This window comes from Methanobrevibacter smithii ATCC 35061 (genome assembly GCF_000016525.1).
Taxonomy (GTDB): domain Archaea; phylum Methanobacteriota; class Methanobacteria; order Methanobacteriales; family Methanobacteriaceae; genus Methanocatella; species Methanocatella smithii.
Genome location: NC_009515.1, coordinates 381,070 through 404,322, shown reverse-complemented (window position 1 = coordinate 404,322; position 23,253 = coordinate 381,070). Strand labels below are relative to the sequence as shown.

The 23,253-nt window shown below is 30.3% G+C and carries 23 protein-coding genes; 9 read left to right on the top strand and 14 right to left on the bottom strand.

Going from position 1 to position 23,253, the window contains the following annotated elements:
• Nucleotides 1–8: 8 nt before the first annotated feature.
• The gene (locus MSM_RS02085; RefSeq protein WP_048058608.1) at nt 9–977 is read right to left on the bottom strand and encodes a hypothetical protein; all 969 of its coding nucleotides are present in this window, start codon (nt 975–977) and stop codon (nt 9–11) included.
• 168 nt (nt 978–1,145) lie between these two features.
• Between MSM_RS02085 and MSM_RS02080 the strand changes: the two genes are divergently transcribed.
• Nucleotides 1,146–1,958 carry a sulfite exporter TauE/SafE family protein gene (locus MSM_RS02080; protein WP_022531708.1) on the top strand — a complete coding sequence of 271 codons (813 nt, stop codon included), beginning with the start codon at nt 1,146–1,148 and terminating at the stop codon, nt 1,956–1,958.
• Here MSM_RS02080 and MSM_RS02075 read toward each other — a convergent pair.
• The 8 genes from MSM_RS02075 to MSM_RS02040 form a co-directional block, all read right to left on the bottom strand.
• Nucleotides 1,955–2,809: an MFS transporter gene (locus MSM_RS02075; RefSeq protein WP_004032169.1), complete on the bottom strand. Its 855-nt coding sequence runs from the start codon at nt 2,807–2,809 to the stop codon at nt 1,955–1,957. The two genes, MSM_RS02080 and MSM_RS02075, sit on opposite strands and share 4 nt — an antisense overlap.
• 1 nt (nt 2,810) lies before the next feature.
• Nucleotides 2,811–3,134: a YbjQ family protein gene (locus MSM_RS02070; RefSeq protein WP_011953878.1), complete on the bottom strand. Its 324-nt coding sequence runs from the start codon at nt 3,132–3,134 to the stop codon at nt 2,811–2,813.
• Nucleotides 3,135–3,143: 9 nt separating this feature from the next.
• Complete coding sequence (locus MSM_RS02065; protein ID WP_004036811.1) at nt 3,144–3,335, bottom strand: DUF2116 family Zn-ribbon domain-containing protein; 192 nt, start codon at nt 3,333–3,335, stop codon at nt 3,144–3,146.
• A gap of 15 nt (nt 3,336–3,350) precedes the next feature.
• Complete coding sequence (locus tag MSM_RS02060; RefSeq protein ID WP_011953877.1) at nt 3,351–4,142, bottom strand: TatD family hydrolase; 792 nt, start codon at nt 4,140–4,142, stop codon at nt 3,351–3,353.
• Nucleotides 4,143–4,154: 12 nt separating this feature from the next.
• A complete protein-coding gene (gene pyrH / locus MSM_RS02055; protein ID WP_004032165.1) occupies nt 4,155–4,832 on the bottom strand; it encodes a UMP kinase in 678 nt (225 codons plus the stop codon).
• 171 nt (nt 4,833–5,003) lie between these two features.
• Nucleotides 5,004–6,389 (bottom strand): MATE family efflux transporter, encoded by a 1,386-nt coding sequence (locus MSM_RS02050; RefSeq protein ID WP_048058607.1) that lies wholly within the window; start codon nt 6,387–6,389, stop codon nt 5,004–5,006.
• Entirely contained in the window at nt 6,382–6,861 is a 480-nt protein-coding gene (locus MSM_RS02045) for a MarR family winged helix-turn-helix transcriptional regulator (protein WP_048058606.1), read from the bottom strand. Before MSM_RS02045 ends, MSM_RS02050 begins: the two co-directional genes overlap by 8 nt.
• 162 nt (nt 6,862–7,023) lie before the next feature.
• Nucleotides 7,024–8,154, bottom strand: coding sequence for a hypothetical protein (locus MSM_RS02040; RefSeq protein ID WP_011953874.1), 1,131 nt, complete (start codon nt 8,152–8,154; stop codon nt 7,024–7,026).
• Nucleotides 8,155–8,601: 447 nt separating this feature from the next.
• Here MSM_RS02040 and MSM_RS02035 point away from each other — a divergent pair, with 447 nt between their 5' ends.
• Together MSM_RS02035 and MSM_RS02030 are read left to right on the top strand one after the other, a co-directional pair.
• Nucleotides 8,602–12,846, top strand: a complete 4,245-nt coding sequence (locus tag MSM_RS02035; RefSeq protein WP_011953873.1) for a DUF11 domain-containing protein — start codon at nt 8,602–8,604, stop codon at nt 12,844–12,846.
• A 262-nt stretch (nt 12,847–13,108) separates the two neighbouring features.
• Complete coding sequence (locus MSM_RS02030) at nt 13,109–13,552, top strand: hypothetical protein (RefSeq protein ID WP_004032155.1); 444 nt, start codon at nt 13,109–13,111, stop codon at nt 13,550–13,552.
• Between the two features lie 11 nt (nt 13,553–13,563).
• On the opposite strand, the gene MSM_RS02025 is transcribed toward MSM_RS02030, so the two are convergent.
• The gene (locus MSM_RS02025; protein WP_004032154.1) at nt 13,564–14,145 is read right to left on the bottom strand and encodes a ZPR1 zinc finger domain-containing protein; all 582 of its coding nucleotides are present in this window, start codon (nt 14,143–14,145) and stop codon (nt 13,564–13,566) included.
• The gene (locus tag MSM_RS02020; protein WP_004032153.1) at nt 14,138–15,082 is read right to left on the bottom strand and encodes a 3H domain-containing protein; all 945 of its coding nucleotides are present in this window, start codon (nt 15,080–15,082) and stop codon (nt 14,138–14,140) included. The genes MSM_RS02025 and MSM_RS02020 overlap by 8 nt, the downstream gene beginning before the upstream one ends.
• Nucleotides 15,083–15,291: 209 nt before the next feature.
• Between MSM_RS02020 and MSM_RS02015 the strand changes: the two genes are divergently transcribed.
• Nucleotides 15,292–16,341 (top strand): DUF1611 domain-containing protein, encoded by a 1,050-nt coding sequence (locus tag MSM_RS02015; RefSeq protein WP_011953871.1) that lies wholly within the window; start codon nt 15,292–15,294, stop codon nt 16,339–16,341.
• A gap of 5 nt (nt 16,342–16,346) precedes the next feature.
• Nucleotides 16,347–16,796 carry a cell division protein SepF gene (locus MSM_RS02010; protein WP_004032150.1) on the top strand — a complete coding sequence of 150 codons (450 nt, stop codon included), beginning with the start codon at nt 16,347–16,349 and terminating at the stop codon, nt 16,794–16,796.
• An 8-nt stretch (nt 16,797–16,804) separates the two neighbouring features.
• Here MSM_RS02010 and MSM_RS02005 read toward each other — a convergent pair whose 3' ends face one another.
• Nucleotides 16,805–17,560 carry a TatD family hydrolase gene (locus MSM_RS02005; protein ID WP_011953870.1) on the bottom strand — a complete coding sequence of 252 codons (756 nt, stop codon included), beginning with the start codon at nt 17,558–17,560 and terminating at the stop codon, nt 16,805–16,807.
• Nucleotides 17,561–17,755: 195 nt separating this feature from the next.
• Here MSM_RS02005 and MSM_RS02000 point away from each other — a divergent pair, with 195 nt between their 5' ends.
• Entirely contained in the window at nt 17,756–18,547 is a 792-nt protein-coding gene (locus MSM_RS02000; protein WP_011953869.1) for a helix-turn-helix transcriptional regulator, read from the top strand.
• Between the two features lie 11 nt (nt 18,548–18,558).
• Here MSM_RS02000 and glyS read toward each other — a convergent pair whose 3' ends face one another.
• Together glyS and dcd are read right to left on the bottom strand one after the other, a co-directional pair.
• Nucleotides 18,559–20,253 (bottom strand): glycine--tRNA ligase, encoded by a 1,695-nt coding sequence (glyS, locus tag MSM_RS01995; protein ID WP_004032145.1) that lies wholly within the window; start codon nt 20,251–20,253, stop codon nt 18,559–18,561.
• Between the two features lie 15 nt (nt 20,254–20,268).
• Nucleotides 20,269–20,853 (bottom strand): dCTP deaminase, encoded by a 585-nt coding sequence (gene dcd, locus MSM_RS01990; protein ID WP_011953868.1) that lies wholly within the window; start codon nt 20,851–20,853, stop codon nt 20,269–20,271.
• Between the two features lie 165 nt (nt 20,854–21,018).
• On the opposite strand from dcd, the gene MSM_RS01985 reads away from it, so the two are divergent.
• From MSM_RS01985 to MSM_RS01975, 3 genes are all read left to right on the top strand, one after another.
• Complete coding sequence (locus MSM_RS01985; RefSeq protein ID WP_011953867.1) at nt 21,019–21,762, top strand: hypothetical protein; 744 nt, start codon at nt 21,019–21,021, stop codon at nt 21,760–21,762.
• Between the two features lie 2 nt (nt 21,763–21,764).
• On the top strand, nt 21,765–22,391 hold the full coding sequence (locus MSM_RS09345; RefSeq protein ID WP_011953866.1) for a hypothetical protein: 627 nt from the start codon (nt 21,765–21,767) through the stop codon (nt 22,389–22,391).
• A gap of 224 nt (nt 22,392–22,615) precedes the next feature.
• Complete coding sequence (locus MSM_RS01975; RefSeq protein ID WP_233144485.1) at nt 22,616–23,200, top strand: hypothetical protein; 585 nt, start codon at nt 22,616–22,618, stop codon at nt 23,198–23,200.
• The last annotated feature ends 53 nt before the right edge of the window (nt 23,201–23,253 follow it).

The window sequence follows — 23,253 nt, the reverse complement described above, 5'->3', positions numbered from 1 at the left end:
AGTTTTTATTAAATATATGAGTAAATGTTCCATGAAATCGTGTAGTAGTCACATTTATTGTTTAGAGGTATTTTCAAATCCTTGATTAAATTCAATTCATTATAATTGGAATCAAGTGTATAAACTGTTTTGTTTTCACTATGATGAATACTTTCTACTGGAAAATCATTTAGTTCAATATTGTCTGCAGGATTTACGACTTCAAGTGTGTAATATTCATCATTTGCTCCAAAAATAGCTATTGAAATTCTTAAAGTTATAAAAAGAATAGCTATAATGTAGGGCAGTAGTCTGTGGAGATGGAATTTCACTTCACTTAACCCTGCATCCTTGTAGTAGGGATATTCTTTTTTGGAATCATTTAATATTTTCTTATTTTTTAAAACAACTCCTCCGATATAATAATCGAAATAATAATGGTTTCTGTAAACTAAAAAAAGTCCGCAAATACCTAACATGGAAGGTGTGGAAAACATTCCTCCATCTAATGCTCCAATAAGTAAACAGGTTGAAAAGAAACTTAAAAGGATTGCTGTTGGAGCTAAACGTTTTTGATTGGCCAATATTTCCAATATAAATAAAATAGGGAATAATATGATTGCTGTTTTAGCAATATTCGGAACATAGGTGTATAATCCAACTCCTGTATTGATTCCGCTACTGATAAACGGTCCGATCAGGGAGGTTACAGCTTCTCCAAAAATGGATTTCAGCAGATGGGTATGTAAAATACTGGTACTTGCAGCCTGTGAACTTTCACTCATAAAAGTCACATTTAATGGAATTCCTAAAGACTGTCTAAACAGGATTTCGGCAATAATTCCTGAAATTAGCAAAAGACATCCTACACAGATAGCTATTTTTAAGTATTTGTCAGAGTCAATATCTTTATTTTTCAGGGTAAATGTTTGACTTAAAATTAAAAACAGTCCAAAAAGTCCAAAAAATAAAATATCTTTTCCTTTAGAAGAACCCATTAGAAATACTCGAGTTATTGGCCTTATTATTGGATTGAAGATGTCTGTTATAAAAAGTACACCTGCAAATAATATAAATATGAATCCGGCCAATATAATATTATTCCTTTTCATTAAAATTAATTTAAGTTTTTAATGATTTAAAAGATTTACTGAATATGTGTTTTTATGATATTTACATTAGAATATTTCATTGGTTTAATTTTAATTGGTGTTGTTGCAGGATTTGCATCAGGTCTTTTAGGTGTTGGAGGGGGATTTTTAATTGTTCCATTCCAGTATTTCCTGTTGGAGTATCTTGGAGTTGACCCGTCACTTGCCATGATGATATCTCTTGGAACCAGTCTGGCCATTATTATTCCGACAGCAACAAGCGGTGCATCCAGGCATTTAAAAGTTATGGACAATATTTTAAAACCAGGAATAAGACTGGGGTTATTCGGTATTGTTGGGGGCATATTGGGCGGTCTGATTGCATCAATGCTGCCGACACAAATATTAAAAATCATATTTGGATGTTTATTGTTGTTTATAGCTATTCGTAACTTGATGTCTGCCGATAAAAAGACTTCAAAAGCTAGAGCCAAATTTAATTTAATAAACATAGCTGTTGTAGGGGTATTGGTTGGAATTTCCTCAGGTCTTTTAGGTGTTGGTGGAGGAGTATTTATAATTCTAATTTTAACTGTAATATTCGGATTTTCAATGATTGAAGCTATCGGAATTTCATCAGTATTTATTAGCCTAACAGCTATTGGAGGGACCGTATCATATATAATATCTGGCTGGGGAGTTAATCCGTTTCCGTATTCATTGGGTTATGTAAGTTTAGTTAATTTTGCAGTTATCGCAATGTTTTCAGTACCTTTAGCTTATTATGGTGCAAAAATAGCTCATAAGGTTCCTGAAAAAAGATTAAAACAGATATTTGGTTTGGTGGTTTTGTATATTTCACTTAAAATGCTGGGAGTAGTTCCTTAATCTTTAAATTTAACTCCCATTCCCATTGCAGTAATTTGAAAACTGTCTCCACCTAAACCGATTAACCCATATTCTATTTTTAAATCCAGGATTCCATTTCCTCCATGAGCTTTAATTTCATTAGCTATTTGGATTAGGACACTGTCTTTAGCTTTTTTAAGCATTTTTAAAGTGTCTTTTTCATATTTTTCAGGGTCAATGTGGATTAGTTTTTTATCTCTTTCCAAAAATACTGTTGCATGAAAGTGGTCTATGATTTCTATTTTTTTATTGATTGGATGTGAGCTGGTTATGAATATAAAATCCAAATCATTTATTTGTTTATTGCTTTCCAGTTCATTTTCAACAACTTCCGCATCAATAGTTCTTATGGGTTTTTGCTTTCCTGTTATTTTATAATACATGTCAGATAATTTGGAATAGGTATAATCTGTAATTTTTTTAAATGTCCCAAAGAAATAGGAGATTATTCCAATTATAACAACTAAAAAGAAATAGTTAATAAGTGTGGGAAGAGCTGCCTGTAAAATTACAATTATTGATCCGAAAGTGATTACATTTACTCCAAGTGTAGGATTGGCTATAATAAAACCGTAAACTACAGTTACAAGAAATAAAATAAATGCGCTGATGGCTCCAATATCTTCGCCAATTATTCGTTTAGCCAATATGGTTTCAGCATATCCTGCAGCTAATGGAGCAAAAATAAGTCCAAAATTCCATCCATAAATATCAATATGGAAGTATAAAAAAATATAATAAGTTAAAATACCAACAAATGTTCCAAAAGAAATGCAGATAATAGCTTCTTTTAAGTTTTCCACATTTTCTATTCTTTCTTTAAGATTCATATTATTCGTATTTTATAGCAGTACCGTAAGCTGTTACAAGAATTGTATTTCCCATAGTACCGCCTAAGTTATCGTAAGAAATTTTCAATCCGATAATAGCATTTGCACCTAAATATTCTGCTTTTTCTTCCATACTGTTCAGTGCAATATCACGTGCTTTTTGGATTTCTTCTTCATATCTTGAGGTTCTTCCGCCTACAACATCCCGAACACCGGAAAATAAATCTTTATAAATGTTAGCACCGATTAAGGATTCTCCGGTTACTAAACCTTTATATTCAACAATTTCCTTATTTTCCAGTGTGTTTGCAGATGTCAATATCATTTTCATCACTTATTTCATGAAAGTCATTACTGCCCAAATAGCTAAGAAAAGAATGATAACTCCAGTTAACATATATCTGCTTTTCTTTTGTTGATTAAGTCTTTGATCCCAAACTTTTTGACAGTCTGGAGAGCATACAAGTTCATTTAAAGGTATAGGGGTTCCGCAAATTGGACAATGTTTATGTGGTTCTACAGCCATATTATCACCATATTTTTATATTTTAAAAAAGTCTTTAGTAGTTTTTGTAACTTCTTTTGCAAGTTTTTCTACATCATAATCGTTTTTATAATGAGCAATTGTTTTTAGGATATGAGGTAAATATTTGGGTTCATTTTTATTACTTTTAGGTTTTTTATCAAAGTTTTTAGGTATTAAAAATGGAGCATCTGTTTCTATCATTAATTTGTTGGTTGGAATTATACTTACTGCATCCTGCAGGTCACTGCCTCTTTCCATATCACAAATCCATCCGGTAACACCAATGCAGCATCCCAAATCAATATAATTTTGAGCTTCCTGCTTGGTTCCTGTAAAACAGTGAACTACTGATTTTTCACAAACATCTTCATGCTTTTTTAAAATATCATATAAATCTTTGTGAGCCTCTCTTTCATGTAAAAATAAAGGCATATCTAAATTTTCAGCTAATTCGACCTGTTTTTCAAACCATTTTCTTTGAACATCTCTTGGAGAAAAATCACGGTTATAATCAAGACCGCATTCTCCAATAGCTATAACACAATCATTTTCAGCTATTTTTTCCAGTTCCAAAAGAGTATTGTCATCACATGTTTTTGCATCATGAGGATGAACACCGGAAGTTGAATATAAAGTTCCCGGATAATTGGATGCATATTCACAAGCTATCTGACTTGCTTTGACATTGGTTCCTGTAATTATAAATTTGGAAACACCTTCATCAATGGCATCTTCAATTATACTTTCTCTATTTTTTCTAAAAGAAGGATGCATTAAATTAAGGCCAATATCAATAAGATTTTCCACTTAATCACCTATTTATTTGCTGATAACTTTGGTTCCTACTTCCTCACCATTAATAGCTTTAATTAAGTTTTCAGAATCATAACCGTTAGCTATTACAGTTTCAAGAGATGATCTTTTAATCATTTGAATTGCAGTCATATCAAAGAATTCATAGGTTCCGGCTTTGGTGTCTTTTCCGCTGATGAATTCTATCATTTCACTAGCTGTAATTTCTTTAATTAACTTAGCATCTTCGTACTTGTTCGGATCTTTATCATACATTCCGTCAACAGAGGTTAGGTTAATAAGTTTATCTGCATGGATGTATTCTGCTAAAATAGCGGAAACTGCATCTGTACTGTGTGCAGGTTCTGTTCCACCCATTACAATTATTTTTCCGGTAGCTGAATATTCCAAAGCTTCCTGGAAGTTATGAGGTACTTTCTGATAAGCAGCATCTCCAAGTGCAGATAATAACAATTTAGCATTAATTCTTGTAACTTCAATTCCAATATCATCGCACTGAGCTTCACCAGCTCCAAGTTCACGAACAACTCCAATATATTCTCTAGCAGGTTTTCCTCCACCTACAACAACGAATATTTCATGTTCGCTAGCTAATGATTTTAATATTTCACTATATTCCTGGAATTTTTTACAGTCATATTCTTTTAATAAAATTGATCCTCCAATTGCTACAACTATCTTCATATATTCACCTTAACTATTATTTATTTGGATGATATTATTTAAATTTTAAATTATTATTTGCTGTAAAAAGAAAAATTGATTTTTAGTTTTCATATAAGTTTGTGGGTTTTTGCTTTAAAAATAGCTATATTTTATTTTTATTAAAATAAAAAATAAGAAAAAGAATTAAATTTAGTCGGCATGACCAAATTTAATTTTAAGTTTTTTAATGAATAATCTTGCCCAGCTGTAACCAAACATGGAACCGATAAAGCTTCCAATAATTACTCCTGCAAAAATACCCATTTCTCCGTAACCTAACACTATTCCAAACAAGTATGCAAGGACTACTTCAGCAAATAATGACCTTATGATAGTTATTAGTAATGAAGATGTTCCTTTTCCAACTCCTTGGAATACAAATGATCCTGCAATACCGAACGGTACGAATATTAAGAAGAAACAGAATATTCTAAGTGCAAATGCAATTTGAGGTGTAAGATATGCTGTTGCTGCAGAATATGAGAACAGCAATGCGATTTGTGGTGCAAAGATAAATGTTAGAGCTCCTAAAATCAATGAAATAACTAATCCAAATTTGATACTGTATGTGAAACTGGTTTTTAATTTTTCATAGTTACGGGCACCGTATGCCGCTCCTGCTACTGTTAAAAGTGCAGTAGCTATTCCCATTAATGGAATCATTGCCATTGATACAATTCTCATACTTGCAGTATATACTGCTACTGCAGTTGTTGTTGAAACTATAACAAGCATTGCATTTATTGCCATTGTAAGTCCGGACATAATTAATTGCTCTGCAGTGGAAGGTATAGCTACTTTCATAATTTCAATTACGATTCCTTTGCTTTTTTTGAATTGATCAAAGCTTAAATTCATGTAGGTGTCTTTTTTAACCCATATCCAGTAAGCCATTACAATACATGAAATTCCTGCAGAGATTACGGTTGCCCATGCAGCCCCAGCTATCCCCATATTTAAATAATATATAAAAATCGGATCTATGATTATATTTAATACTGCAGTAATAGCTATTGCGATTGTAGCTCTGTTTACATCTCCTTCTGACCTTAATATTGATGAAAGTACTGATGAGAATAAAAATACAATCAATAATCCAAATGTAACTTTACTGTAATCCATACATAATTCTGTAACGCTGGCTCCACCCATAATTACAACTATTTCAGGTATTAACGGAAGTAATATGATTGGTATTACAATTCCTATGATTACAGTTAATACAACAGAGTGCAGTGCAGCATTATTTGCTAATTCGTCTTTTTTAGCCCCAAATGCTCTTGCGATTAATGAGTTTGCACCGGCACCTATTCCGTTTCCAAGTCCGATAATAATCATAAATAGTGGTGTTATAAAACCTAGTGCTGCTAGAGCATCTGCTCCAAGTCCTGATACCCATACACTATCTGCTAAATTATAAAGCATTATAAGAAGCATTGATAGCATCATAGGCCAAGCTAATTTATTAATAGCTTTTTTAGGGTCTCCAGTTATTAATTCAATATTTGCATGTTTTCCTTTGGTCATATCAGCCATTTTTTTCCTCCTTTTGTGTGTTTTTTTGAATGTTTATTGATGATATGGTTATTTTCCTCATTAGTTCAACTATCTGCTTTTCATCAGTATTACAGGTTGAATATATTTGGTTTTCCCATTCATTATTTAAATCCATGATTTTTAAAGCAACTGTTCTGCCTTTTTCAGTTAAAGACAATTGGTATTTTCTTCTGTTATTTTCATCTATTTCCTTGTTAATAAATTGTTTTTCTTGTAGTTTTTGTATTGATCTAGCTATACTTCCTTTATCTATTTTAAAATGATTTCCAATTTCTTCTTGATAGGATATGTCTTTGTATAATAAATAGCTAAGTATAGGTGCATGTGATGCGGTTATTCCTTCTTTTTTAAGATAATTATTTAAATATATCATATATTGTCTGTGTATTATGGAAATAAATGTAATAAATTTAATATCGTCGTTTTTAAACAAGTTTACGTCACATTTCATAAAAATCATTTTTATAAATTTTATTTTTGAAAATTTACAGTTTTAATATATATTTATTATAGTATATAAAACAGTTGGTGTGACAACAATTGCAATAACAATAATTGATGCTTACAACATTATTGATTTTAAAATAAAAAAATAAAAAAGGTTAATTTAACCTTATCTGTGCAATAGTCTTTTAAAAATCATATAAATAAACATAATAACTAAAATAATCAATACAATTGGCAATATAGTTAATAAAATACTGTCATTAACTTTATCAAAATGATATTCTCTATCAAAATCCATATGTGATCCGTCAGTATGATTTGCAGTTATTTTAGCAAAATTGTACTGTAAATCGTAATAACTAATATATGCACCCTCGTAATTTATGTAATTTGGAGCCTGTCCGTTTTCATCCATATAATTTTTAACAATTCCACCCATTTTTATATAATCATAAATTGAATAGGAATCTTTAGTTAAAATGGAGTATTTCAATGGAGAATCTGGAGCTTTATAATCTCCGGGATTTTCTAATCCGTTTCCATTTAAATAAGAGCTGGTTAAGTATAACAGTTGTGGAGCTGAATAAGAGTTGTAAGTTCCATTCATTTCATTGTCGTTGCTTTCTAAAAGGCTTTGACTGCCATGAGCCATATTTGAAGGAGCTAATTTATGAGTTATTACTAAATTATTGTCATAATGTTTGGTGTTGTTGTAGTTATTTATATTATTAACAATTTCTTGGGCAATATATTTGTTTACATCATCATTATTTTGATTTATAATGCCGTCAGAACCTGCATCATGATATTCTTTCAATGGCTGGATATAGCTAATTCCACCATCATTAAGAAATGTTCCGGGGTTATTGATTCCTGCAAAAATTGTTTTTGAGTAGTTATCGTCCCATGCTCTTCTTAAGGATTCAGCAGTATCTAAATCATAATCTCCAGTATTTACAAAGATTATCTGTTTGTCTGTGGTGGCTGTTGAATATTTGCTTAAAACTAAGAAATTGCCTGGATCTACAGCAGCAAACACTACACTAACATTTGAATCAGCTTCAATAGCTCTTGTTCCTTCTCCAGGTCCTGGAGATTGGCTGTCTACAATTACGTTGATTTTTCCATTGCTGATTTCTTCAATATAGGTTTTTATGGAATTAAGCATATCTGCATCATCATTTGTGCCCATTATGTTGTCTGACGTTAGAAAAACAGTAGTGGCTGCAGATATATCCTGAATTACACTGGCTAATAATAAAATAGCCAGTATGATAATTGCAATTTGTTTTTTCATATTTTTATTTCAATTTTTATGCTATAATAATTTTTTCATGGCACAATATTGAATTATTGTTTAAATGGATTATTTTTTGATTTTATTAATTTTTATTTCTTTATTAGAAAAAATTTAAATAATTTGAAGTTTAATAAGATTTTTGAGGATTTAAAACAGTTATCTTTTATTTTAAATTCTATATTGCAGTTATTTTGAAAAATAACATTTGTAATATCAGATTGAAATAAATTTGTAAATTATGGCTGGGTATTTGTTTTTAAAATATTTGGTTTTAGTTAACTAAACTAATAGTTAAATATTAATTTTCGGTTTATTTTCAAATTTTATATTTAAAAAGTGTTATTTTCAAGTTCTATGCTAAAATAAAAAGTTTAATTGCTAATTAATAGCTGATTCAGGTTAATTGATGGTGGTTAAAAATGTCCTCAAAATAGGAGATTTATAATGTTTAAAAACAAACAGAAGCATTTTCTTATTTCTGTGCTTTTAATGATTTTATTTTTAGCAGCTTCAGGTACAGCTTTTAGTGCTGATTTAAATGAAACTTCGGAAGTTCCGGAAGTAAGTGTATGCAAAGATAATTTGGAAAATTCTCAAAATGACGTTGTAGGAAGTAGTGAAATAACTTTAAATGGGGGTAAATTCAGTGATATTCAAAAAGCAATTGATAATGTAGGTGATGGTGGAACAATTCATTTAAATGGGTATTATAGTGCCCAAAACAATGATTCTGTTATTTATGTAAATAAAAATATCAGAATTGCAGGTGGTTTGGATACTGTTTTAGACGGAAAAAATATTTCCTGTATTTTTTCAATTCAAAAAACAGGTTCAAATTGTCAGATAAGTAATTTAAAATTTGTAAATGGGATGGATGTTCACGGAGGTGCAATGATTATTCTTGGTAAAAATGTAGTTGTTGAAAATTCAGTTTTTGAAAATAATTATGCTAACCATTCAGGAGGAGCAATTTATGTCCTTTCAATTTTTAATGATAGTGGCAGATATCCTGAAGAAGGAGAAAATTTAATTATAAAAAACTGTAATTTTACAAATAACTTTGCACAGGTAGCTGCCGGAGCTATTGGTGTTTATGGAAATAATACTCAGGTTATTGGCTGTAATTTTGTGTCTAATAAAGTCAAACCGGCCACTAACCATAAATCATATGGTGGTGCAATTCAGATTGGTCGTGATGAATATAATCTTTGTTCATATGTTGTAAATTGTAATTTTATGGGTAATGAAGCTATTGCGCATGATTTAAATAATTCTCATGGTGGTGCTGGATGTGTTAGAGCCGGAATAACCTATCAAAATTGTAAATTTATTAATAATTCTGCAGATCAGGGAGGAGCCTTAACTTATCATGCATCAGGCATTATTGAGGACTGTGTATTCATAAACAACTCTGCAAAACTTTATGGGGGAGCATTAAGTACAGGTTATATGGACATGGACATGGATTTAAAAGTAATCAATTGTAACTTTGAGCAGAATAATGCTCCTTATGGAGGTGCTGTGCAATTAAAAGGTAAAAATATTGAAATCCAAAATTCCGTATTCAATAAAAATACCGCAACAGTAAATGGAGGGGCAATAAATATTGTAGCTAAAACAGTCGCTATTGGTGGTACTGAGTTCAATAAAAACACAGCCCATGTAAACGGTGGTGCGATTTATATTAATGGAAATAAAACAGTCATTGAAGATTCTTCATTTATGGCTAATGAGGCAATTCCCGATGTTAAAAAATTAGATGACGGGTTAGGTGGAGCTATTTATATAAACAGTTCTTCAGCTACCATTAATAAAAACATATTCAATAACAATGTGGCGAGAAATGGAAGTGCTATTTACTATGACAAATCCGGTTTGAACTGTATTATTTCAGATAATGCAATGGCAGAAAATCAGGCATGGGTTTATGCATTGCCTATTTATGCTAAAAGCATTTATTATGGTGAAGATTGTGAAGTTTCAGCTACTCTATTTGGTGGAAATAATATAGCTAAATATGATGATTTGTTTGTTTCAAATGCAATTTATAATAATGCAAAACAAGATAAAATTAAAGTAAATGGTGAAACTCCTATTTTGGGAGCTGTAGATAATGGAAAATTATATCAGGATAGCAGAGAATACAATATGGATATTTTATTAACTGTAACTCATGAAGACGGGTCTGTAGCATTTAATAAAACTTTAAAATCTGATTTTAAAGGGCAGGTTTCAAATATCTTAAAAAATTTAAAACCGGGCAGATATAGGATTAGTGCAACTCATTTCGAGGACACTTACTACAAATATATTGCAAATGTTACTTATTTTAGTGTTTTTCCTAAAGCAGATCTTCAACTAAATAAAAGTTCCAACTTGATTAATGCCAATTATGGTGATATAATAATATGGACATTAAAAATTACAAATAATGGTCCTAATGTTGGTACTGGAATCAGATTAAAAGACTTAATTCCTGATGGTTTAATTATTTTAAGCTGTGATGATGAAAACTATAACAAAAAAACAGGTATTTTAAATATTGATTCTCTTAACATGGGTGAATCCAAAATAATTAATATAAAAACTTTAGTTAATAAGACCGGAACTTTTATAAATGAAGCCAGTGTATCCGGAAATGAATATGACTGGGATTTAAAAAACAATAATGATTCAGCAGGCATTAATGTTAATCCATCAGCAGATTTGGCTGTTGAAATATTGGTTAATGATACCAATCCTAAATTTAACTCTTTAGTTAAATGGACTTTGAGAGTTACTAATAATGGGCCGGATGAAGCTACTGGTGTTGTTGTTTGTGATTTGCTTTCTAAAGATTTGATTTATCTTTCAAGCACCGGAAATTATGATGTAAAATCAGGATTGTGGAATATTGGAACTTTGGAAAGGGGCAAATCCGTTTCTATAGATATTGTGACTTTGGTTAATAAAACAGGAAAAATAGCAAATGACGCTTCTGTGTCTGGAAAGGAATATGATTGGAATTTAACCAATAACTATGATAATCAGTCCATTGATGTTGAGGTATGTGCTGACTTAGCTATTGAAAAATTAGTCAATGATACTAATCCTAAATTTAATTCATTGGTTGAATGGACTTTAAGAGTTACTAATAATGGTCCTGATACTGCAACAGGCGTTGTTGTTTGTGATATTTTGCCTGAAGGATTAATCAGTATTGATAAATCATTTAATGGAAGATGGAATGTTGGCAAATTGATTAATAATCAAACAAAAGAATTAACAATAATCTGTTTAGTTAATAAAACAGGAAAACTTGTCAATATTGCTGATATTGCAGGAAATGAATATGATTGTAATTTGACTAATAATATTGTAAATAAAAGTATTGAGGTTGCTCAAAGTGCTGATCTTTTTGTTAAAAAGTATGTAAACAATACTTCTCCGGATTTTGGTGAAATAATTAAATGGTCAGTTGTTGTTTCAAATAACGGTCCTGACATAGCTACAAATGTTCAGGTTAATGATTTATTGGATGACGGGCTGATATTTGTAAAGTCTAGCTCAACAAAAGGAAATTATGATGTTAAATCGGGTATATGGACGATTGACTCATTAGCACCTGAAACTGATGAAACTTTAAATATTTATTGTAAAGTTAATAAAATCGGAAAAATTCTAAACTTTGTCAGTGTCAATTCCACACAATATGATTGGAATGAATCAAATAATCATGATAATGAATCGGTTAATGCAGTTAAAATAGCTGATTTGTCAGTTATTAAATTAATCAACAATTCAAATCCCAATTATAATGATTTGATTAAATGGACAATAATCGTTTCAAATAATGGGCCGAATATGGCTACTGGAGTTATAGTTAATGATTTGCTTCCAAAGTCTGTTGAATATATTTCATCTTATCTGTCTAAAGGTTTTTATAATCCGGTAAATGGCATATGGGATGTCGGTAATTTAAATGCCGGTGAAAAGCTGCAATTGAATATTGTATCTAAAATTGTAAAAACAGGAGACATTACAAATGTTGTTAATGTCAAAGGCAATGAAAAAGACAGTAATTTAACTAACAACCATTTTAAAAAATCAGTTCATGTTAAACCGGCTGCAGATTTGTCTATTGAAAAATCAGTATCAAAACAGGAAGTTAACATCAATGATTTAATTGAATATGTAATTGAAATTACAAATAACGGTCCTGACAGTGCTGAAAATATTAAGGTAAGTGAATTATTAAACCCTAATTTAAAAGTAATTTCATTTGAAAGCACCAAAGGCAATTTCAATAATACAAACAATGTTTTAACTATTGATTCATTAGTGAATGGTGAAAAAGTCAGGCTGACTATTAATGCTGCTGCAAACGCCTGGGGTAAATTTGAAAATAAAGTTGCTGTTTCATCTGATACTTTTGATTATGACAAATCCAATAATCAGGACGGAACAAGTGTTTTTGTAAGTGAAAACACAACAGAAAAAATAGAAGATCCTGTAAATGATACTTATCTTTTAGTATTGGCTAAAAATTCACTTCAAAAGTCTATGGTTTCAAAATTAGAAAATTTGACACATTCGCAGTCTTTAACAAGTATTGAATTGCCAAAAACAGGTTTGCCGATTGTGCTGCTGCTTTTAGTTTCAATGATATCAATCGGATTTTTACCTATTAAAATTTCAAAGAAAAGATAATTTAAAGTAGCTATTCGGCTACTATTTTTTATTTTTTTAAAAGGATTTTTTAAAAATTTTAAACTATAGGAATTATTGATTTTTGCATCAATTATTTTAATGTTTTTTAATAAAAGTATTAAAAAGATAATTCATAATTCTTAAATTATCAATACTTTTAAATAGGACTTTTAACAAATATATCTTTAGATATTGATGTATTGATAATTTTTTATCAAAAATTACTATTTTTACTCAATATTAAACATTATGATGTGAAATTATGTCTGATGAAGAAATGATTGAAGAAACAACCGAAGAATTTATAGAAGAAGATGAAGAAAAATTACCTTTCGCTAAAGCAGAAGTTGTTCGTTTAATGAAAGAAAATCTTGATGACGACAAAATGATTAGGGAAAGAGTAAAAGTAGAAATGAACAAATTCTTAGGTGAAGTTCTTAAAAACGTATGTAAACAATTAAACGATTATCCTTATACTACTATTGAGTATGAAATGCTTAAGGAATCTACTTACCCATACACCAACATTACAAGGATTAATCAAGAAAAAGAAAGAATTTTATTACATTTAGAAGCTATTAAAGCAGACTGTAATGCATTAGCTATGGATGTTCAAAGAACTTTAAAATTAAAAGATGTTGCTGAAGAAGATGATTTAAGCAGCTTTTTAGCACATGATGATGAAGAAACAGAGGAAGAAGAATAAATTCTTCCTTTTTAATTATCTTCAATAATACTGAAACCTGTTTTTAATAATTTTAATTCCTCTTCAGGAATATCTAATATTTCAACATCATCACTTACAACATTACTTTGACCGAATGGATCTTCAATGATTAAAGTAGCTGTTTTTTCTCCATTTACTATACTTTTCAAATCATTTAAAACTAGCTGTGCATTTTTTTGAGAAGTATTGTCATTAAATAAATGAAGTGCCTGTTTTACTGCATCTTCAAATCGGGTGATTACACCTTCAACATTAGTTACATATCCTTCTGATTTTGGACCTGGTTCCACTTTAACACCAATTTCTGGAATGGACACAGTTGCTGACTGTGATCTGACAATTCTGGTGGATAAATTATCTTTATTTATTTTTAAAATATATTTTGCAGGGTCATTCTGTTCAAGTGCTATAATGTCGCTGTGTTTAAATCCGCAGGATTCACAAATGATAGTTGTTTCTAAAACCTTTCCAAAATGCGGTATTTCAATTTCTTTCATTATGGATTTGGCTGTGTTTTCAGTGTTACATGCAGGACATTTAATACTCATTTCGTTAATTTCTGTTTCATTCATTATAAACAAATCCTCTTTTTGTTAATTCTTCAATTATATTATTTAAACTGTCATCATCAGGTGCACAGATGGTAAATTTTCTGTATTTTGACAGAGCGTATAATTTATTTAAATCTTCTTTTTTATCTTTGTTTTCATTTATACTTTTAATAAATTTGGTTGCTTCATCGGAATCTGAAATATTGGTGGTTTTAACTAGGGAATCTTTAAATCCTCCTAGTTTGTATACAATTTTTGTTATGCTGCTGTTATTTTGTTTTATGATGATGTCAACCACTTCTTCTAATTCATCAACGCTGTTTGTTAAGCACACGGTTTTACAAGTTTGTTTTATTGTTTTAAGCAGTTTGGATAATGTATTGTTAATATTTTCAGTTTTCACTATTGTTGCATTAAATTTTTCAGCCTGTGATATCAGGTGGTTGTGGATTATTCTGTTTTCTGTAAAGAATTCTAGCTGTTTTCCACCTCTGTGTATTTGAATTGCTCTTTTAACAAATCTTTCTTTATGTGCTTCTTCATCTGATGATAATATGAAGAAATAAATATTCGCATCTTCGTAGAATTGTTCAATATCAATTAATCCCGGAACCAAATGCACTCCTTCAATTATGATGTCATCATAATCTGTAATTGCCCTTTGAATTACTTTTTCTAAAGCAGGGATAACATAAGATGCATGTTCGTCAAATCCTGCTGATACCAACTCATCATAGTTATCATATTTTGACTTGTTTCTTAAGCTTTTATATGCTTCATAAGATGAATTGTGAAGTGCAGGAGCATATTCCTTCCCAATAATTCCCCTAACTACAGCACGTATAAAATCACTTTCTATTAAATGTTTTATGTTTAATTGTTTAGCTAATTCTGCAGCTATTGTTGATTTACCAATTCCAGAGGCACTTCCAATTAATATAACATAAGGTTTTCTCATGTTGGTAGTCTCCTAATCTTTTTTGATAGTTATATAATAATTATCATATTTTATTTATAAAAACATTATCTTTTAATAATAAGAAAACTAATATTTAATAAATAGATTATAATTTTTTGAAAACCTTTTTTTTAATAAAGTTTTTATAAAAAATTAAGATTATTTTGTTACACAGTTGTTATAAATTATAAGTTATAGGAGTGATATTTTTGTATTCAGTAAATTCTGTTAAAGAACTTCAAGATTTGAATCCATTCATCGTTGTTGGTTGTGGTGGAGGCGGTGAAAAATTCTCCAATCTTGAAGGTATTGAGGCAGTTGGATTTATAGATGATGATGTTAATAAACAGGGAACTCAGTTTTGCGGTCAAACTGTTTCTGGTAGTTTGGAAGAATGTTTAAGCGGAACTTCTGCAAATTCCCTTGTTATTATGTTGCCTATTGGTGCTGAAGGATCTGCTATTAAATATGCTGTTCAGGCTATTGATGCTGGTTTAAATGTTATAACTTCATTTAGGTCATTATCTATTGAAGATAATATTTCTTTAAAAAAATTTGCTGATTCAAAAAATTTAATTATCAAAGAAATAGGTCCTAGGTTAGATGTTGTTGAAAAAATAGCTGGAATAGCTCCTGAAAAGTCATGTGAAGTTTTACCGAAAATCTCATATGAACCTAAAGCTCCAGTAATCTTTGTTGGAGGAACTTCTCAGGAATGCGGTAAAAGAACCACTTCCAAGAAATTGGGAATTGCAGCTACTCAAAGAGGCTTAACTTCAGCAGTTATCTCTACTGATGAAATGGGTCTTGAGGAACCTACAGAATTTAATTTCAGAGCAGGAAGTTTATCAGCTATGGACGTTCCTGCAGCAGTGTTGTCTGCAATTAAATATGTTGAAGAAACTAAAAAACCGGATATTATTTTCATTGAAGGTCAGTCCAGTTTAACCGAAAAGGGAAATCCTCATCCAAGAGGTTTATCTGCCGCTATTTTAATTGGTGCTGCTCCTGATGCAGTTATTATTGGACACAGACCAAATCATCCATATAGGGAACCTAGAGGCATTGAAGAAGAAATTAGAGCTATTGAAGCTGTTGAACCTACAAAAGTTGTAGGAATTTCAATTAATCTTAAAAATGCTGAATTGGATTTAGATGCTGAATACTTTGAACACAAATATAACCTGCCTGTAGAGGATGTTTATAACAATGGTGCTTCAAAATTATTAGATGCGATATTTGATTATTTAGGAGAGTAATTTAAATGGGTTTCACTGATGCTTTAAAAAGAAGTTTAGGTTTTGAAGAAGATACATCTTTACATAATAAACAGCAAAATAATTATAGAAGACCAAGTACCCCTTCTAGTGACTTTAGAATGTCAAATAATAATGCTTCAGATTTAAGTAGCCATAGCTATTATGATGATGTGTCTATTTCTCCGGAACAGTCTTTCTATGAAATAATGCTGATAAGGCCGAAAACTATTGATGATATTAATTATGTTGTAGACCAAGTTCTTGAAGAAAGCAATCCTGTTATTTTAGATTTATCTTTTTTAGAAAAAGAAAGTCCGGCTAATTTCAAACTTGCCGGTGAAAAAATTAAACAAATGAGAAGTAATTATGGTGCAGAAGCACTTTTACTTTCCCGCTGCAATGATAAAAATTTAATTATTATAGCTCCAAAAGGAGTCAGTTTAGTTAGAAAGTAGGAAAATTCTTATATTTTAAAGAATTTTTCAGCATTTTTAAATGCTACTTTCTCTATTTCTGTTTTTTTGTATCCTAATTTTTCAAGCTCACGTACTGTTTTTGGAACGGACAAAGGATCTGAGGGTTTATTGCTGATGTCACTATTTAAGAGGAATTTGTCAAATCCGTATTCATCCAATATAGCTATTGCTTCTTCTTTGTCCATTTTTTGAGGCTGTACTGTTAATCCTAATGTGTAGTCTTTGTCAATTACATCTTCAGCTACATTTTGATTTATATGGTCAATAACGACTAGTTTCGGGTCAATATGTTGCGGTACAATGTCCTGAATTACTTTTAAAACTTCTTTTTTATTTTTACGTGGTGTGTGAACAATAACTTTTGTTTTAGTTTCTTCACCAATATCTAGCTGTTTTTTAAAGATGGCTATTTCACTATCTGTTAAATCTTCAAGACCTATTTCTCCAATAGCTATTATCTGTTTGTTTTCAATCCATTTGTAGAGGTTTTCATATATTAAATCGGGATTTACACTTGTGTTTGCAGGGTGAATTCCTAAAGCGACTTTTAAATCAAGCCCATATTTTTTAGCTCTTTTGGTGTCATAGTTGAGAATTCTCTCTAAATGATTTAAAAGGGTGCTTTCATTATTTAGCTTGTACGGGTAGAAAGCACAAGTTATTGCAGTATCTATTCCAGATAAATACATTTCGCCAAAATCTTCACTACTTCTTGAATCTCCATGCATATGTGTGTCAATCATTTCAATCACTTTCTTATAAAATGTCTGTTTTGTGATTAGTATTATGGTTGTCTATCTTAAAAAAATTAATGCCTCAGAGTTATTATTTTTATATTTTTCTTATGTGTTATTTTACACATCTGCTCACTTTGAGAGTTTTTATATTTTTTTAGTATTAAAAATACCTTTGCCAGTAATACTTTTTTGGTGATACCTGTGAATGAAAATCAAGAATGCATGGAAAACTATGAAACAATATCTGAAGAAATTAAATATATAACAAACTCTTTAGTAAGGTTGAAAATTTTGGCAACTTTATATGAACAGCCATTGAACATGAAAGACATTAATAGAACTACAGGATTAAGTTACAGCTCAATATCCAGTAACATGTTTGGACTGGAACTGGGAGGATTTATTTATAGAAGCGGAAATTTGTATCATATCTCAAATACAACTGAACTATATGTGTCTAATATTTTGGAATTAAAGGATACAATAAATCTATTTAATAAGTTTTTTAATATTCTGGATGCTCATATTGTAGATTTGATTCCTGAAAAATCAGTAGCTCAATTATATCTGCTTGGTAGAGCTATTTTAGTTGAATCTAATGAAAAGGATGTTTATAGAACATATAATATAATTCAACATGCGTTAAATGAAGCTTCCAGTTTAAAATGTGTTCTTCCCTTTTTCTATGGGGATTTTAATAAATATATAAATGATTTAATTGATGAGGGCAGCCATATTGAATTAATAATTCCCAAAAACATTAAAGAGAACTTTGAATATTTCTTAAATCTGGAAAATGACAATGTGGATTTAACTGCTTTTAATATTGAAAATGCTTTCTTATTGGTTGTAACTGATAAAGTAATGATTCTTGGCCTTTTTAAGGAAGACGGAAATTTTGACCAAAACAGAATAATAACTTCTAAAAAAGAGGAATGCATTAAATGGGGTGAAAATTTATTTGAAAACTTTAAAAATAAGATTAATAAATGAGTATTTTTTACTCATTTATAATATTCTTCCAAATAATCTTTTATTTCATCAATAGCTATTCTTTCCTGAGCTTCACTGTCTCTGTTTCTTACAGTTACTTTATTATCTTCTAAGCTGTCAAAATCAACAGTTATTGCAAGAGGAATACCAATTTCATCTGCTCTGGCATATCTTTTACCAATTGTTCCACTTACATCATATTCAACTTTAAATCCTGATTCTCTCAATTTGTCGGTTATTTCAATAGCTATTTCACGAGGACCTTCTTTGTTTACAAGAGGATAAATTCCCACTTGAACAGGAGCAACAGAAGGTGCAAATTTAAAGTAATCTTTTGTGTCTGTTTCTTTAAATGAATGTAATAAAACAGAATAAACAATACGGTCAATACCAAATGAAGGCTCAATAACATGAGGAACTATTTTTTCACCGGAGATTTCTTCTTCAACATCTTCGAAAAGCAGTAAATCGGAAGTTAGCTCATAATCCTTATCCAGGCTAACTACATATTTTCCATCATTTTCAATTGCCTGTTTGATTTCATCTACATCAGCTTCTTCAATTGCCTGTTTTACCTTAGGGGAATCTCCTTTAAATATTGGTCCGAATTTGGACAAATTAGGTTTTACAACTGTTTTTTTCACTGTTTTAGGTTCATCATATTCAATAAATACATTTAAATCATCATTACTGTATTTGCTGTGTGATGTTAAGTCATAATCTCCCCTGTCAGCAATTCCGATTATTTCAACCCAGCCATATTTGTCGGTTTTAACTTCAACATCCCAGCAGTCAAGAGCATAATGAGCCATTTCTCCAGGTAAGTGTTGTCTGAATCTTAAAACATCATTAGGAATACCAATTTCATTTAAAAATTTTCTGGCTAAGTATAACTGATAAACTAACATTTCATTAGCTACAATTCCTTTGTCAAGTGCTTCACGGGCAGTAATCTCTAAAGGTTCGCTGTTATTTATTTGAACATCCTGGGAATTTAAGCGTAAAACTTCATCAGCTATCTGGCTAAATTTAGGGGTGCTTTTGTCTTTAGGATTTAAAAATATTTCAGCTTCTGCTTGTGTGAATTCCCTTAAACGAATAACTCCCTGCCTAGGTGAAATTTCATTTCTATATGCTTTTCCAAGTTGAACAACTCCAAACGGAAGTTTTCCTCTAAAGAATCTTTCAAGACGTTTGAATAATATAAAAATTCCCTGAGCTGTTTCAGGTCTCATATAACCTACTTTGTCACCTTTGGCTCCAATCATGGTTTTAAACATTAAATTGTAATTCCAGATATTGGAAAGTTTTCCGCCACATTCCGGACATTTGATGGCATTGTCAATAACTATCTGGTCAAGCTCTTCATTTTCCAGGCTTTCTACATCTTCACCAATAACTTCTTCAATAATGTGGTCTGCTCTAAATACTTCTCCGCATTCTTCACATTTGGTCATTGGATCTGTAAAGTTGTCAACATGTCCTGATGCTTTTAAAACTTCTTTAGGCATTACAGTAGGGCCTTCTATTTCATAAAACCCTTCTCCAGAAACATATTGTTTTCTCCATTTCTGCATTATATTATTCTTCAAGCTGGCTCCAAGAGGTCCATAATCTGTAAATCCGGAAACTCCGGAATATATTTCAAAGGATGGCCATAAAAATCCTCTTTTTGCACTGATATTTGTCATTTTGTCATGATTCATAAGTATTAACTTCCATTATTTTTTTAATTCATAATCTAGTTTAACTCTGCTAGATTCAGGTTTTAACTGCTTCATATATTTGCTATTTCTTTTCGGATGACCATAAGGTAACTCTGCAGGAGTAGTCATAGTTTCAAATACTAGCTGGCATACTCTTTGGCCAGGATAGAGTGCAACAGGCATGGCTCCGATATTGGATATTTCTAAGGTTATTCTACCTTCAAAGCCAGGATCAACATATCCTGCTGTAACATGCATTGTAACACCAAGTCTTCCCATACTGGAACGGCCTTCAACTCTAGCTACTAAATCATCAGGTACTTTAACATATTCCTGTGTTGTAGCTAGTGCAAATTCATTTGGGTGGATTATAAATGCTTCACCTTCAGGAACTGTACTGGATTCCATGTATTCTGCAATATCTTCTTCGTCTTTCGGGTCAATATAAGGTTTTCTAATTACCTTAAAGACTTTAAACTCATCACCCAATCGCATATCTACTGATGAAGGTTGGATTTGCTGTTCATCCTTCAAAGGATCAATTACAATTTTGCCTTCTTCGAGATATTCTTTTATGGTTTTATCACTTAAAATAGCCATTTTTTCACACAAACAAAATTAATATAATATATTTTTGTGGGTTATTATTTTTTAAGTTTTGGATAAATTTGATATTTTAAGTATTATTTTGATGTATTTTATTTTGTTTGATAACTGCTTCAGTGTTTTGATTATTTAATTAGTGTTGATGATGCACCAAATATAATGTTTGGGGATGAAAAAGAAAAATATAACTTAAAGTTTTTAGATAATACTATTCATAGAATTAGTTTAATTTATTATGATAATTTAATTGATGAAAATAATTTGAATATTGGTTATGAGGGACTGCGTAGTTTTGCTTTTGTTACTTCGAATGTATCTAATTCTAAATTAAAATATTGGTTAGATTATGGTGAATTATTGTCTGCAGGTGAAATGAAGGCAGCATATGGTTCATTTTTATCAGCTTTACTTGTAATTTATGAACATGATAAGTTAGCGGATAAATTTGCTAATTATTATAATGTAACTTGGAATAGAGTTTCTCCAGTAGTTTTCTCTATGTGTAATAATTATAGAAGTGTATATATTACTGGTGAATCTGATCATGGTATGGGCATGAAAGTTCAAGGAAATGATTCTAATATTTGGAATTTCAGGTTTGCATGTTCTTTTAGTTACAGCATTATTGAACAGATGGTTGGAACTTTTATATGGAATAATACTGAAATTGGAACAGTTACATTATCTATGATTGTTGATTTTTTAAATAACAATTCATGGGATATTTTAGCTAATGATAAATATTTGATTTTTAAAAACGATCAAAAAGGAATGTTTTTAATTTTAGATAAAGCTACTGGTATTGTTCGAGATGCTATGCTTTCTGATAGTTTGATTTGTGCTATGCCTTGTTATCATGATAATATAACTGAAGATGCGAGGAATATGGTTATAATTTATTAAATATGAGTTCTTTGGAGAGTAAATATTTAGATTCTGTGGGTAATTTTACTAATGGAGTTATACAAGGAATAAATGAGATTAAAGAAACAAGTAATAATATCACTAATGAAATTAATAGTATTGGTTTTGATTGGGAAGATTTTATTATATCCACAGCAATAGGATTTGTAGGTAGTGAAATAATTTCTATAGGTGCGATATTGCTTTTTGCAGGTGTAATATTGAGTTCTCCTGAATTAGCATGTTTAGCTATAGCTATAGCAGGTATTGGTGAATGTATATTGGCTTATGCAGATGGTTTGTTTGATGATGATGCGTCATCTGTTGATTATGCTTTTTTTGTATTTGATTCGGTTATGGCTTGGTGTTTACCTTTTGTTGGTGGAGATATTAAATTAGGTGAAAATATTATTAGATATGCTATTAAAAAAGTGGATGTTTATTATGTGTGTAAACCTATTTTTCAAAGTGTTTGCGTAACCTTTGAAAAGAAATTTATTCAATTTGGAGTTAAAGACTTAATTTTGAAAAATTTATATGATGTGCAGTTTATAGAAAAAATTAAGGATGTTGCTAAATGGGACGTTTTTCCAAGTTTTGTACATGAAATTATTAATGATAATTCATAAAAATGAATGAGGAGTGTTATTTTGAAAAATATTTTTAGATTTGCATTTCGTCGTTGGGACAAAATACCTAATGATGAACTCAAAGGATATTCAATTTATATTTTTTTGGTAGTTTATTGATTGGTTGTTTATTATTTGGTTTAATGAAGGTATTGTTTAAATGGAGCTTCAATGAACTTATTATGATTTTATTGGCAAATAGTGTGTTTTCTTTTTTATTTAGTATGGTTATATATAAAAGAGAATGGATTGATGAAAAATATGGTTTGGGCTATGATGGATACTACATTGTTCCTGGAAGAAATGAAGGAATGTCTTATAAAGCAGCTATTGTTTTAATTACAACAGCTGCTCCATTATTTTCTATACTTTTCTTTGTAATGGGTTTGCATTATGGTAATATAATTGTAGCAACAGCTTTTCTTATTGCCATGCCTATCCCATTTATTTTGATGTTTTTAAGGATCGATGCTTATGAAAATAAGATAATTGTCACACCCAAACAATTAGATTATTGCCCTCCATTTTATTTCATGCTGGGTCAGCTTAATGCAATGGCAGGTCTTGAATTTTCAATAAGGACTATTTTAATTAGTTTGATTTATGGTACTTATCCATTAATTTGGGCAATATTGTATTTTTTATTTTCTTTTTTAACTCAAATATTCATAGCGTCTCCAGATATTTTGGATAATGTTGTTCCATTTGATCTTAGAACTGTACAAGGTTATAAAAAAGGATCTGTTATTTATTTAGTATTAATTTTCATAGGTTATGGTATATTTTTGGTATTTGAAGGAGTCATATGATTAAATTAAACTCTTTCTATTCTGTATTTTAAAAAAGAAAAGGAATACTATGA

Coding starts and splice junctions, on each gene's coding strand:
- MSM_RS02085 (WP_048058608.1), bottom strand. CDS start 977: ATGGGTTCTTCTAAAGGAAAAGATATTTTATTTTTTGGACTTTTTGGA.
- MSM_RS02080 (WP_022531708.1), top strand. CDS start 1,146: ATGATATTTACATTAGAATATTTCATTGGTTTAATTTTAATTGGTGTT.
- MSM_RS02075 (WP_004032169.1), bottom strand. CDS start 2,809: ATGAATCTTAAAGAAAGAATAGAAAATGTGGAAAACTTAAAAGAAGCT.
- MSM_RS02070 (WP_011953878.1), bottom strand. CDS start 3,134: ATGATATTGACATCTGCAAACACACTGGAAAATAAGGAAATTGTTGAA.
- MSM_RS02065 (WP_004036811.1), bottom strand. CDS start 3,335: ATGGCTGTAGAACCACATAAACATTGTCCAATTTGCGGAACCCCTATA.
- pyrH (WP_004032165.1), bottom strand. CDS start 4,832: ATGAAGATAGTTGTAGCAATTGGAGGATCAATTTTATTAAAAGAATAT.
- MSM_RS02050 (WP_048058607.1), bottom strand. CDS start 6,389: ATGGCTGATATGACCAAAGGAAAACATGCAAATATTGAATTAATAACT.
- MSM_RS02045 (WP_048058606.1), bottom strand. CDS start 6,861: ATGAAATGTGACGTAAACTTGTTTAAAAACGACGATATTAAATTTATT.
- MSM_RS02040 (WP_011953874.1), bottom strand. CDS start 8,154: ATGAAAAAACAAATTGCAATTATCATACTGGCTATTTTATTATTAGCC.
- MSM_RS02035 (WP_011953873.1), top strand. CDS start 8,602: ATGTTTAAAAACAAACAGAAGCATTTTCTTATTTCTGTGCTTTTAATG.
- MSM_RS02030 (WP_004032155.1), top strand. CDS start 13,109: ATGTCTGATGAAGAAATGATTGAAGAAACAACCGAAGAATTTATAGAA.
- MSM_RS02025 (WP_004032154.1), bottom strand. CDS start 14,145: ATGAATGAAACAGAAATTAACGAAATGAGTATTAAATGTCCTGCATGT.
- MSM_RS02020 (WP_004032153.1), bottom strand. CDS start 15,082: ATGAGAAAACCTTATGTTATATTAATTGGAAGTGCCTCTGGAATTGGT.
- MSM_RS02010 (WP_004032150.1), top strand. CDS start 16,347: ATGGGTTTCACTGATGCTTTAAAAAGAAGTTTAGGTTTTGAAGAAGAT.
- MSM_RS02005 (WP_011953870.1), bottom strand. CDS start 17,560: ATGATTGACACACATATGCATGGAGATTCAAGAAGTAGTGAAGATTTT.
- glyS (WP_004032145.1), bottom strand. CDS start 20,253: ATGAATCATGACAAAATGACAAATATCAGTGCAAAAAGAGGATTTTTA.
- dcd (WP_011953868.1), bottom strand. CDS start 20,853: ATGGCTATTTTAAGTGATAAAACCATAAAAGAATATCTCGAAGAAGGC.
- MSM_RS01985 (WP_011953867.1), top strand. CDS start 21,019: ATGTTTGGGGATGAAAAAGAAAAATATAACTTAAAGTTTTTAGATAAT.
- MSM_RS09345 (WP_011953866.1), top strand. CDS start 21,765: ATGAGTTCTTTGGAGAGTAAATATTTAGATTCTGTGGGTAATTTTACT.
- MSM_RS01975 (WP_233144485.1), top strand. CDS start 22,616: ATGGTTATATATAAAAGAGAATGGATTGATGAAAAATATGGTTTGGGC.